The following is a 12,101-nucleotide window of genomic DNA, read 5'->3' as shown; positions in this document are numbered from 1 at the left end:
ATAGCCGGTTCACCGTCCGGGTCAGGACCTGAGCGCGATCATCTGCAGGTTGGCTGAGATGTACGACCACGACGTCGCCGTGCCGATCTGGCCCGGCAGCGAGCGAACGGCCACCGCATCGCCAAGGGAGCCCCTGCCCCAGGTCCACAGCGTGCCGTCGGCTCTGATCGCGGCCGTGCTGGCGTACCCGGCGACGGCCGACAGCCAGTGAGCGCCGGCGCCGACCTGCACGGGGAGTGGCCGGAAGACCGTCGATCCGTCGCCCACCTGACCGTCCGGGTTGCCGCCCCACGCCCACAAGGTGCCGCTGGCCTTGATCGCCACAAGGTGGGATCCGCCCGCCGACGCCGAGGCCCAGTCGGTGTCCGTCCCGACCTGCCGCGGGAGCTCGATGACGGTCCCGTCGAAGTCCAGCGAGTCTCCCCACATCCACAAGGTGCCGTCGGACTTCAGCCCGACGAATCGTCCCTGCGAGCCCGCGACAGAGACCCAGCCAGCGACCGGTCCGAGCCTGACCGGCGCCAACGTGCCAGCGCTCAGCCCCCACTCCCACAGCGCGCCGTCGGACGTGACCCCATACGTCGACCAGCTGCCGGCCGTCACCGAGATCCAGGTCGCAGCACCCACGCGGACGGGCGAGGCTCGATCTACTCCCGTGCCGTCGCCGAGCTGCCCGTAGTTGTTCTCCCCCCAGGCCCAGAGGGAGCCGTCCTTCGCGATCGCGACCGAGTGATAGTCGCCGAGAGACACCGACGCGAACCGCCGTGCGCCACCCACCGGCACGGGGCTAAGTCGATCGACGTGCGTGAAGTCGCCCAGCTGTCCGGCGCCGTTCCAGCCCCAGGTCCACAGCGAGCCATCGGCCTTGATTCCCGCGCTGTGATAGAAGCCCGAGCTCACCGAGACCCAGGAGGAGTCCGCGCCGACGCGCACGGGCGTCACCGCATTGGCACCGGTGCCGTCACCGAGCTGACCGACGTCGTTCGCGCCCCAGGCGTACGCCGCGAAGTGCGCGGCCACGGCGACCGGCGCCGACGTCCCCCCGAGCGCGGGCGAGGCGACGTCCGTCACGACCACGACGAGCTGGCCGGCACCCCGGAGGGTCACCCCGCCAAAGGCATGCACGCCACGGTCGCCGGCCGTGAACGTGTACGGCGCGGGCAGTGTTGGCACCGCCGGGTCCGTGCTCGTCAACGCCACCGTGCCGCGGTACGAGGCGACGACGTTGTAGTACGGGTCCTTGGCAGTGACGGTCACGGTGAACGGGACGCCTGCGGTTGCCGACGCGGGTGCCGACACCGCGAACCTGCTCGCCGCGCCGGGGGCGACGGCAATCGGCGCGGACGTGCCGACGAGTGACGGCGCGGCCCGGTCAGTCACGGTGATCGTCCGCGAGCCGGCGGAGTAGAGCGCCGCACCAGCGAACGTGTGCACACCCCTGTCCGCGGCCGTGAACGTGTAGGCCGGCGGCAGCGGCGGAATCCGGGGATCGGAACTCGTGAACGCGACCGTGCCGCGGTAGGACGTCGCCGGGTTGTAGAAGCGATCCTTCGCGGTCACGACGATGGCGAACCCGGCGCCGGCGATTGCCGTCGGCGGTGCGGACACCGCGAACCGCGATGCGGGGCCCGCCGCGACCGAGATCGACCCCGACGTACCCGTGATCGACCCGACGGCCGCGTCTGTCGCTGTGATGCGCAGCGCCCCAGCGGTGTGCAGAACGACACCGGTGAAGGTGTGCGCGCCCTTGTCCGCGGCGGTAAACGTGTAGCGAGCCGGCAGGGTCGGCGTGCGTGCGTCCGTGCTCGTGAACACGACGCTGCCGCGGTAGCCGGTCGCGATCGACGTGGCGGAACTGCGGGCCGTGACCTTCAGGCTGAACGGCACGCCGGCCACCACGGCGGCCGGCGTGGTCACGACCAGCGCGACTGGACCCGTCGCGGCGAGGGCAGAGGGCGGGTGAGTTCCCGTGACCGCACCGAGCGCAAGGGCCAGCACCAGCACCATCCGGACGAGCCACTTCGGTGGAACTGAGCGCGCCATTGCGCCACCATTCTTCGCTCGCCCCGACAAGCCTGCCCGGGCGGGGCCGAGATTGCCCCCTGCCCCGCCCACGCTGCTCTCGCACGGTGGCCGCGTCAAGGCCCGCGCGACCGCCGGTGCCGGAGGCTACCCGCGGAGCACGGCCCCGACGCGAAGCCCCGCCTCGGCGACGGCCGCCTCGCGAACGGCGATCGCGTCCTCGGCCGTCAGCGTGCGGTCACCGGCCCGCAGGCGCAGCGAGAAGGCCAACGACTTCTTGCCCTCGCCCACCTGGGGGCCGGTGAAGACGTCGAACAGCCGGAGCTCCTCGACGAGGTCTCCGCCTCCGTCGCGCACTGCGGCGAAGACCTCCGCGGCGGGCACGGAGGCGTCGACGACGAGCGCGATGTCCTCCTTGGCCAGCGGGAAGGTCGACAACGGCGCGCCCTGGCGCGGGTCCGTCGGCGCCGCGCCGAGGAGGACGTCGAGGTCCACCTCGAACGCCGCCGCCCGGGCGGGCAGGTCAAGCGCCACGAGCACCTTGGGGTTGAGCTCGCCCGCGTGCCCGACGAGAGTGCCGTCCGCCAGCGTGAACCGGGCGCACCGGCCGGGGTGCCACGGCGCGTGGTCCGGATCGGCCACGACGGTCAGGTCGACGCCGGCCAGGGTCGCGATCCGCTGCACCGCGGCGATCGCGTCGGTGTGGTCGGCGCGCCGACCCGGCCCCCACCAGCCCGCCGGCTCGGCGTTGCCTGCGAAGAGGCCCGCGACGTGCCGGGGCTGCGGCGGGACCGCGGCCCGCAGGCGCGCGAGCTCGTCGTCGGACGGCCGGTGCTCGATGCCGGGCCGGCCCGCCGGCGCCGCGCCGGGGACCGGCCGGGTGACCAGGCCCACCTCGAACAGGGCAAGGTCGCTGGCGCCCCGACCGATGTTGATCCGGGCGGCCTCGACCAACGTCGCGAGGAGGCTCGTGCGCATCTCGGGGTGCTCGTCGGAGAGCGGGTTCGCCAACCGGGCCGCACGGCGCCGCGGATCGTCGGACGCGAGCCCGAACGAGTCGTGGATGGTGGGCGACACGAACGGGTAGGTCAGCACCTCGACCAGGCCCGACTCCGCGAGGGATCGAGCCACGGAGCGCCGCAGCCGCTGCGACGGCGTGAGCCCACGCCCGGACGGCGCGGCGGGCAGCACCGAGGGGATGAGGTCGTACCCGCGCAGCCGCGCGACCTCCTCGACGAGGTCGATCGGCGCGGTGAGGTCCGGGCGCCAGCTCGGCGCGCTCACGGTGAGGACGTCCGTCCCCTCGTGTCTCGTCTGCCCGTGAACCGTGCAGCCGATCTGGGCGAGCACCTCCCGCACGGTCTCCGGCGTGTACTCGACGCCGACGATCCGGCTCGGCAGGTCGACCGGCAGCTCCACCGGGGCGATCGCGGCGCGCTCGTCGACGTCGGTGCCCGCGGCGTCGCTGGTCCCGCCGCCGTGGGCGATGAGCAGGTCGATGACGCGCTGCACCGCGGCGGGCGGCAGGGCCGGGTCAACGCCGCGCTCGAACCGGCGCGACGCCTCGGACGCGAGCTTGTGCCGCCGGGAGGTGCGGGCGATCGTCACCGGGTCGAAGTGGGCGCCCTCGATCAGAAGGTCGGTCGTCGTGCCGGAGACCTCGCTCGAGGCCCCGCCCATGACGCCGGCGAGCCCGAGCACCCGGGCGCCGCCGTCGTCGGTGATCAGCAGGTCCTCGGGGTCGAGCGCGCGCTCGACGTCGTCGAGGGTCACGAGCTTCTCCCCCGCCCGGGCGCGGCGCACCACGATCGGACCGGTGAGGCCGGCCAGGTCATAGGCGTGCAGGGGCTGGCCGAGCTCGAGCATCACGTAGTTGGTGACGTCGACGGCGAGCGAGATCGGCCGCATGCCCGCCTGCGTCAGCCGGCGCTGCATCCACGCGGGGGACGGCGTGCTCGCCGCGACCCCCCGCACGATGCGGGCGACGAACCGGTCCGCGCCGGGCCGGCCGCGCAGCGGCGCGTCGTCGGCCAGCTCGACGGCGAATCCCTCGCCCGTCGGCGCGGACACGTCGAGCAGCGCCGGGTCGCGGAAAGCGGCCCCGGTCGCGTGCGAGTACTCACGGGCCACGCCGCGCAGCGAGAAGCAGTAGCCGCGGTCCGGGGTCACGTTGATCTCGAGGGTCTGCTCGCCGAGGCCGAGCAGCGCGATCGCGTCGGTGCCTGGCTCGACCGGATCGGCCAGGACGATGATCCCGGCCCCGTCCGTCCCGATGCCGAGCTCCCGCGCCGAGCAGATCATGCCGTCGGACACGTGCCCGTACGTCTTGCGCGCGGCGATCGGGAACGGCCCGGGCAGCACCGCACCGGGCAGGGCCACGATGACGTGATCGCCGGCGGCGAAGTTGTGCGCACCGCAGACGATGCCGCGCGGGACGGTCGGGTGACGGTCGGCGTCGGCGTCGTTGAGCGGGCCGACGTCGACGGCGCACCAGTTGATGGTCTTGCCGTTCTTGTGCTCCTCGGGCGCGAGCGAGACGACGCGGCCGACGACGAGGGGCCCGGTCACGGACGCGCCCTGCAGCCCCTCGTCCTCAAGCCCCACGCGGGCCAGGTCAGCGGCCACCTCGAGCGCCCCGGCGGCGGTGGTCGTCGCCCCCGCGGGCAGGTCGACCCATTCAGCGAGCCAGGACAGCGGTACCTGCGGCATCAGATCTCCATCCCGTAGCGAGCGGAGAATCGCGCGTCGCCCTCGACCATGTCGTGCATGTCTGCGATGTCGTGACGGAACATCAGCGTGCGCTCGATGCCCATGCCGAACGCGAAGCCGGTGTACACCTCGGGGTCGATCCCGGCGGCGCGCAGGACGTTCGGGTGGACCATGCCGCAGCCGCCCCACTCGATCCAGCCCGGTCCGCCCTTCTTGCCCTCGAACCACACATCGGGCTCGGCGGACGGCTCCGTGAACGGGAAGTAGGACGGGCGGAACCGGATCCGGGCGGCATCGCCGAACATCGCCTTCGCGAGGTGGTCGAGCGTGCCCTTGAGGTGGGCCATCGTCAGGCCCTTGTCGATCGCGAGCCCCTCGACCTGGTGGAACACGGGCGTGTGGGTCGCGTCGAGCTCGTCGGTCCGGAACACCTTGCCGGGGCACACGACGTACAGCGGCAGGTCGCGCTCGAGCATCGAGCGCGCCTGCACGGGCGACGTGTGCGTGCGCAGCACGAGCCCGTCGGTGGGCGGATCGACGAAGAACGTGTCCTGCATCTGCCGCGCGGGGTGGTCCGGGTCGAAGTTCAGCGCGTCGAAGTTGAACCACTCGGCCTCGACCTCGGGACCCTCGGCGATCTCCCAGCCCATCGCGACGAACACGTCGCCGATGCGCTCGGAGAGCGACTCCAGGGGGTGCCGGGCGCCCTGCGGGTGCCGGTCGATCGGGAGCGTGACGTCGAGGCTCTCCGTGCGCAGGACCCGTTCGTCGCGGTCCGCCTCGAGCTCGACCAGCCGCGCCGCGATGGCCTTGGCGAGCCGGCCGCGCGTCGCGCCGAGCAGCTTGCCCGCGGTCGCCTTGTCCGCCGGGGCGAGGCGCCCGATCTCGCGGTTGGCGAGCGACAGCGGGCTCCGGTCGCCGGCGTGCGCCAGGCGCGCTGACTTCAGCGCATCGAGGTCCGACGCGGCCGCGACCGCCGCGACCGCGGCGTCGAACGCGGCGGCGATCCCCGGAGCGTCAAGCGGCGACAGCGGGGCGCTGTCGAGTTCGGTGGTGGTGTCAGGAGTGGACATCCGAGCCTTTCCGGAAGGTACGTTCGGCCCCGCTCGGCAGCGCTGCGCACGCTGCGGGGCCGCAGGAAGTCTAGAGGCGCGCGGACGGGGGCGGGTCGGGCAGGTCGCGCAGCGCGAACGTTGCCACCTCGTCGTACGCCGGTCCGCCGCCGCGCCCCTCGCCCGGGCGCGAGCTGAACACGACGACGTCCTCGACCCGCCACGTCGGCCCCTCGTACACGGCGAGCGCGTGCGCGAGCGTCGCGACGTCGTCGGCCGACGACGCCTCGGCGTCCGGGCGGCGGGACCGTCCCGCGAGCCGGGCGCGGTCGCGGCCCGTCACGCGGGCCACCGTCAGGTGTGCGCGCGAGCGCACGCGACGGTCGGCGCGCCCGCTGACCTCCTCGCCGAGCTCCACGCACCGTGCGCTGAGCGCGGCGAGCGCCGAGACGTGGCCGCCGCAGCCGATCCACAGGACTCGCCGGTCGAAGACGCCGGCTCCGCGCAGGTGAACCTCCAACGGCGCGCTCTGACCCGCGATCGCGGCGACTCCGGCGATGAGCTCCTCGCCCGCACCCGCGGACACCTCCCCGTAGAACGCCAGCGTCAGGTGCCGGTCCTCCGGCGCCGCCCAACGCAGCGAGCGGCGCGAGTCCCCGAGGTCGGGGCCGCCCCGGACCAGGTCGAGCGCTCGGTCCAGGTGCGCGCGAACGGTGGCCGGCGGGCGAACGGCGACGAAGAGCCGCATCAGCGCTGCGCGCGGGCCGACGCGTACAGGCAGACGGTCGCGGCCGTCGCGAGGTTCAGCGACTCCGCCTGCCCGCGCAGCGGGACGCGGACGACGGCGTCGGCGAGCTCGCGGTCCGCGGGCGCGAGGCCCCAGGCCTCGTTCCCGAACACCCAGGCGGTCGCCCGCGCGAGGTCGGGGACCGCATCGGCCGCGTCGGTGACGGCGGCGGGGTCGTCGGCTGCGACGGCGGCCCGGCCCGCGACGTCGAGCAGGTCATCGAGGTCGTGCTCACCCGCGCCGTCGGCGGCGAGCACGGCCAGACCCGCGGCGCGCAGCGCCGCCACGGCGTCCGCGAGCTGCTCGCCCGTGACGACCGGCAGGTGGAAGAGCGATCCGGCCGTCGCCCGGACTGTCTTCGGATTGAAGATGTCGACGCTCTCGGCGGTGAGCACCACGGCGTCGGCGCCGGCGGCGTCCGCCGCGCGGATCACCGTGCCGGCGTTGCCCGGATCGCGCACGGTGGCCAGCACCGCAACGAGCGCAGGCCCGCTCGCAAGCACCGCCTCGAGGGTCGGCGACTCCTGGGCGACGACCGCGACGAGGCCCTGCGCGTCGGCAGACATCGCGGCAAGCACCTCGTCGGACGCGAGCTGGACGCGCATGCCGCGCGCGGCGGCGTCGTCGAGGATGGCGCCGTAGCGCTCCGCGGCCGCCGCCGTCGCGTAGACGTCACGGACCGAGGCGAACCGCACGGCCTCTCGCACGCACTGGGGACCCTCGGCGAGGAACAGGCCCGAGCGCTGACGCACCGAGCGCCCGGACAGGGCCCGTACTGCCTTCACCCGCTCTGCGCGGGTGTTGGTCAGCTCGGGACTGTCCGGGCGCTCGGTCAAGCTGGCGACGCTCAGGCTGCGACGGCCGGGGCGTTGACGTCCGCCGGCAGTGCGGCCTTCGCCACGTTCACCAGGGCGGTGAAGGCGGCGGCGTCGTTGACGGCCATGTCGGCCAGGACGCGACGGTCGACCTCGACACCCGCGGCCTTGAGGCCCTGGATGAGGCGGTTGTACGTCATGCCGTTGGCGCGGGACGCAGCGTTGATGCGCTGGATCCACAGGCTACGGAAGTCGCCCTTGCGCTTCTTGCGGTCGCGGTACGCGTAGACGAGGGAGTGGGTGACCTGCTCCTTCGCCTTCCGGTACAGGCGCGAGCGCTGGCCGCGGTATCCGGCTGCGCGCTCAAGGGTACTGCGGCGCTTCTTCTGGGCGTTTACCGCCCGCTTCACGCGTGCCACGTGATGCTCCTTGCGTTCGGGGCTCAGTGGTGAACCGGCGGCGTGCTGGGCACGCCGCGGGGCTCACTTACCGAGCAGCTTCTTGATCTTCGGGGCGTCGGTCGGGGAAACGACCAGGTCACTCGACAGGCGGCGCTTGCGGCGGCTCGACTTGTGCTCGAGCAGGTGGCGCGAGCCAGCCTGCTCCCGCATGATCTTGCCGGAACCGGTCACTCGGAAGCGCTTCTTCGCCCCGGAGTGCGTCTTCATCTTCGGCATGGCTGCCGCTCTCCTCTAGTCGTCACTACATCGATCACGCTGTGTCTCGGTCACGCAGTGTGGTTCAGACCGTTCCCCCAGCTGCCGGGGGCTTCGGGGCCGCCGGCTTGACGGCCGCCGGCCGGGCCGCGGGCCGCGCGGCCGGGCGGGCAGCGGGCTTCGCTGACGGCATCGGCCGGGGAACTGCGGTGGGCCGCGGCGTCGCCGCAGGCTTGGGTGCCGCCACGGGCACGCTGGGTGCCGGGGCGGTGGTCGGGGCAGGCGTCGACGGCGCGGGCGCGGCCACCGTCGCTGCTGCTGCAGGCTTCGCGGCGACCGGCTTGGCGACCGCAGACTTCGCGGCCGCGGGCTTGGCAGCTGCGGGCTTGGCGGCGACCGGCTTGGCCGCCACGGGCTTCGCGGCGACCGGCTTGGCGGCAGCGGGCTTCGCCGCGACGGGCGCGGGGGCCGCGACCGGCTCGGCGGCGACGGGCTCGGGCTTGGCAGCGACCGGCGCAGCGGTGACCGGCGCGGTTGCGACGGGCGCAGTTGCGACGGGCTCCGCGACAACCGGTGCGGCGACGACGGGAGCGGCGACGGTCTCGACCGCCGGCGCCGAGGCGACGGCAGGCTCGGAGTCGGCGGGCTGCGACGGGCGAAGGTCCTCGGCGGGCTCGGCGATGCGCGCTGCGCGACGCTGCTCCTGCTTCTGGTCCGCCTTCTTCTTGGTCGGGCCGATCACCATGATCATGTTGCGCCCGTCCTGCTTGGGCGAGCTCTCCACGAAGCCCAGCTCCGCGACGTCGTCGGCGAGGCGGTTGAGCAGCCGAATGCCCATCTCCGGGCGCGACTGCTCGCGGCCGCGGAACATGATCATGACCTTGACCTTGTCGCCGGCCTTGAGGAAGCGCTCGACGTGGCCCTTCTTCGTGCCGTAGTCGTGCGGGTCGATCTTCAGGCGGAAGCGGATCTCCTTGAGAACCGTGTTCGTCTGGTTGCGGCGGGCCTCGCGTGCCTTCATGTCGGCTTCGTACTTGAACTTGCCGAAGTCCATGAGCTTGCACACGGGCGGGCGAGCGTCAGGGGCGACCTCGACGAGATCGAGGTCCGCCTCCTGCGCCAGGCGCAGCGCGTCCTCGACACGAACGATGCCGACCTGCTCCCCGTTGGGTCCAACAAGACGGACCTCGGGGACGCGGATCCGATCGTTGATTCGGGCCTCGGTGATGTGGGTACTCCTCCTGCTCGCGGTGTGGGCCACCACCGACGAGGACGGCCCCCGCCGACGAGCACAGGCGAGGGCCTTCGACAGTCCGACGGCGCGGCACGATGACTCGCACTGCGACGACGAGCGCGCAACGGGCGACCGCTACGTGCTCTTTTCGGACCGGACCCGGCACCAGTCGCCCTGACGGGCTGTCGGCACACGGGTGGGATTGGCTCCACTTGTGCACTGGTGCGCTGCGCTCGCAGCCGCCGGAGCGGATTCGGGCACGACGCACCAATTGGTCGACGCCTAGGTTACCACTGCCGCGCCGTGCGCCGGTCGGACGGCGGTCGGACGGGCGCACCGAGCGCCCGGCGACCACTCCTCCTCGTCGCCGACCGCGTGAGCGCAGCAACTTGAATGATTCCAGTAAAGGTGGTTGGGTCGGGCCATGTCCGACGCCGAGGTGCTCCGCGATCACGGGCTACGCGTGACCCGGCCGCGGCTGGCCGTGCTCGACGCGGTCGGCAACCATCCGCACGCCGACACCGAGCGCCTGGTCACCGAGGTTCGGGGCACGCTGCCGACCGTCTCGGTGCAGGGCGTCTACGACGTGCTGCGCGCCCTGACCGCCGCCGGGCTCGTCCGGCGGATCGAGCCGGCCGGGCATCCCGCCCGGTACGAGCGCCGCGTGGCCGACAACCACCACCACGTCGTGTGCCGCGCGTGCGGCGCCCTGCGCGACATCGACTGCGTCGTCGGCGCGGCGCCCTGCCTCGAGCCGAGCTCGGGCACCGGGTACACGGTCGAGACCGCAGAGGTCACCTTCTGGGGCCTGTGCCCCAGCTGCCAGGCGACGGCCTGATCCGTCCCCACTGTTTTCCATCGAGAGGAACCCTGTGACTGACATCGCTGCGTCCACGCCCGCGTTCACCACGACCGCCACCGGCAACCCGGTCGCCTCGGACGAGCACTCCCAGACGGTCGGCAACGGCGGCCCCATCGCGCTCCACGACAGCTACCTAATCGAGAAGCTGGCGCAGTTCAACCGGGAGCGCGTGCCGGAGCGCGTCGTGCATGCGAAGGGCGGCGGCGCGTTCGGCGTGTTCACCACGACCGAGGACGTCAGCGCGTTCACGCGCGCCGGCCTGTTCCAGCGCGGGGTCACGACGCCGATGCTCGCCCGGTTCTCGACGGTCGCGGGCGAGCACGGCAGCCCCGACACGTGGCGCGACCCGCGCGGCTTCGCGCTGAAGTTCTACACACAGGAGGGCAACTACGACCTGGTCGGGAACAACACCCCGGTCTTCTTCATCCGGGACGGCATCAAGTTCCCCGACTTCATCCACTCGCAGAAGCGCCTGCCGGGAAGCAACCTGCGCGACAACGACATGCAGTGGGACTTCTGGTCGCTGTCCCCCGAGAGCGCGCACCAGGTCACCTGGCTCATGGGCGACCGCGGGATCCCCGCGAACTGGCGGCACATGGACGGCTTCGGCTCGCACACCTACCAGTGGATCAACGCCGCGGGCGAGCGGTTCTGGGTCAAGTACCACTTCGAGACCTCGCAGGGCGTTGAGAACCTGTCGGCCGACGATGCCGCGCAGCTCGCGGGCTCGGACGCGGACTTCCACACGCGCGACCTGCGCGACGCGATCGACCGCGGCGAGCACCCCGAGTGGACGCTCTCGGTCCAGGTGATGGCGTACGCGGACGCCGCCGACTACCGCTTCAACCCGTTCGACCTGACCAAGGTGTGGCCGCACAGCGACTACCCGCTGATCAAGGTCGGGACGATGCGGCTCGACCGCAACCCGGAGAACTACTTCACCCAGATCGAGCAGGCCGCGTTCGCCCCCTCGAACTTCGTGCCCGGGATCGCCGCGAGCCCCGACAAGATGCTGCTCGCGCGGATCTTCTCCTACGCCGACGCGCAGCGCTACCGGGTCGGCACCAACCACGCCGAGCTGCCGGTGAACGCCCCGATCTCGCCTGTGCACTCGTACGCCAAGGACGGCGCGATGCGGTTCGGCTTCACCGATCCGGACGTGCCCGTGTACGCGCCGAACTCGCGCGGCGGCGCACACGCCGACCCGGCCCGGGCCGCCGCGTCGCCGGGGTGGGAGTCCGACGGCGAGCTGCTGCGCGCCGCCGCCAAGCTGCACCGCGAGGACGACGACTTCGGCCAAGCGGGCACGCTCGTGCGGGACGTGATGGACGACGCCGCACGCGATCGTCTCGTCGAGACCCTCACCGGCCACGTGGGCGCGGTCAAGGCCGCGGACATCCGCGAGCGCGCGGTCGCGTACTGGACGAGCGTCGACCCCGGCATCGGCGCGCGGGTGGCCGCGGCGATCCGTCCCGTCGCCCCGATCGACGCGGGCGATCCGGCGACCGCGGCGGTACCCGTCGCCTGAGCGGGTCCAGTTGCCCGAGTGAGAGGATCGGGGCATGCCTGAGCAGCCCCCCGAATCCCTCCTGACCTCGACCGCCGCGACGCGGGACATCGCCGACGTCGCGGCGGTCGAGGTCATCACGACCGCCGCCGTCCACCTCATGAGCGCCGCCGCGGTCAAGTGCGGGCTGAGCGAGGACACCCCCGAGGGGTCCGGCCGCGAGTACCTCGACCTGGACGAGGCCCGCAAGCTCATCACGGCGCTCGCCGCGCTCGTGACGGCCGCCGCCCCCGATCTGGGCAACCAGCACGCCCGCGCGCTGCGCGACGGGCTGCGCTCGCTTCAGCTCGCCTTCCGGGAGGCCTCGCCGTTCCCCGATGCACCGGGCGAGGGTCCGGGCGAGAAGTTCACCGGCCCGGTGAACTGACCCGGCCGCACTGCCCTGGGCAGCGCTGGC

The 12,101-nt window shown here is 72.9% G+C and carries 11 protein-coding genes; 3 read left to right on the top strand and 8 right to left on the bottom strand.

All coding sequences use genetic code 11. The features are described 5' to 3' along the window. Window positions 1-21: 21 nt before the first annotated feature. The 8 genes from J4E96_RS07015 to infC form a co-directional block, all read right to left on the bottom strand. A complete protein-coding gene (locus J4E96_RS07015) occupies window positions 22-2,043 on the bottom strand; it encodes a hypothetical protein (RefSeq protein WP_227425052.1) in 2,022 nt (673 codons plus the stop codon). A 126-nt stretch (window positions 2,044-2,169) separates the two neighbouring features. Further along, window positions 2,170-4,731, bottom strand: a complete 2,562-nt coding sequence (gene pheT, locus J4E96_RS07010; protein WP_227425051.1) for a phenylalanine--tRNA ligase subunit beta — start codon at window positions 4,729-4,731, stop codon at window positions 2,170-2,172. Then, on the bottom strand, window positions 4,731-5,804 hold the full coding sequence (gene pheS / locus J4E96_RS07005) for a phenylalanine--tRNA ligase subunit alpha (RefSeq protein ID WP_227425050.1): 1,074 nt from the start codon (window positions 5,802-5,804) through the stop codon (window positions 4,731-4,733). The genes pheT and pheS overlap by 1 nt, the downstream gene beginning before the upstream one ends. A 70-nt stretch (window positions 5,805-5,874) precedes the next feature. After that, complete coding sequence (thpR, locus tag J4E96_RS07000) at window positions 5,875-6,531, bottom strand: RNA 2',3'-cyclic phosphodiesterase (RefSeq protein ID WP_227425049.1); 657 nt, start codon at window positions 6,529-6,531, stop codon at window positions 5,875-5,877. Continuing rightward, window positions 6,531-7,406 (bottom strand): TrmH family RNA methyltransferase, encoded by an 876-nt coding sequence (locus J4E96_RS06995; protein WP_227425048.1) that lies wholly within the window; start codon window positions 7,404-7,406, stop codon window positions 6,531-6,533. The genes thpR and J4E96_RS06995 overlap by 1 nt, the downstream gene beginning before the upstream one ends. 11 nt (window positions 7,407-7,417) lie before the next feature. Beyond that, window positions 7,418-7,804 carry a 50S ribosomal protein L20 gene (gene rplT / locus J4E96_RS06990; RefSeq protein ID WP_227425047.1) on the bottom strand — a complete coding sequence of 129 codons (387 nt, stop codon included), beginning with the start codon at window positions 7,802-7,804 and terminating at the stop codon, window positions 7,418-7,420. Between the two features lie 63 nt (window positions 7,805-7,867). After that, entirely contained in the window at window positions 7,868-8,062 is a 195-nt protein-coding gene (gene rpmI / locus J4E96_RS06985; protein ID WP_227425046.1) for a 50S ribosomal protein L35, read from the bottom strand. A 64-nt stretch (window positions 8,063-8,126) separates the two neighbouring features. Next, entirely contained in the window at window positions 8,127-9,302 is a 1,176-nt protein-coding gene (gene infC, locus J4E96_RS06980) for a translation initiation factor IF-3 (RefSeq protein ID WP_227425045.1), read from the bottom strand. A gap of 397 nt (window positions 9,303-9,699) precedes the next feature. Between infC and J4E96_RS06975 the strand changes: the two genes are divergently transcribed. Genes J4E96_RS06975 through J4E96_RS06965 form a run of 3 tightly spaced genes read left to right on the top strand, consistent with a single transcriptional unit; the run spans window position 9,700 to window position 12,071 of the window. Beyond that, window positions 9,700-10,113 (top strand): Fur family transcriptional regulator, encoded by a 414-nt coding sequence (locus J4E96_RS06975; protein WP_227425044.1) that lies wholly within the window; start codon window positions 9,700-9,702, stop codon window positions 10,111-10,113. A 34-nt stretch (window positions 10,114-10,147) separates the two neighbouring features. Continuing rightward, a complete protein-coding gene (locus J4E96_RS06970) occupies window positions 10,148-11,665 on the top strand; it encodes a catalase (RefSeq protein WP_319637757.1) in 1,518 nt (505 codons plus the stop codon). Window positions 11,666-11,699: 34 nt separating this feature from the next. Then, window positions 11,700-12,071, top strand: coding sequence for a DUF1844 domain-containing protein (locus tag J4E96_RS06965; protein WP_227425043.1), 372 nt, complete (start codon window positions 11,700-11,702; stop codon window positions 12,069-12,071). The last annotated feature ends 30 nt before the right edge of the window (window positions 12,072-12,101 follow it).

The organism is Pengzhenrongella sicca, from assembly GCF_017569225.1.
Lineage (GTDB): Bacteria > Actinomycetota > Actinomycetes > Actinomycetales > Cellulomonadaceae > Pengzhenrongella > Pengzhenrongella sicca.
Note: the sequence above shows the minus strand (reverse complement) of the source record. Positions and strands in the feature narration are given on the sequence as shown.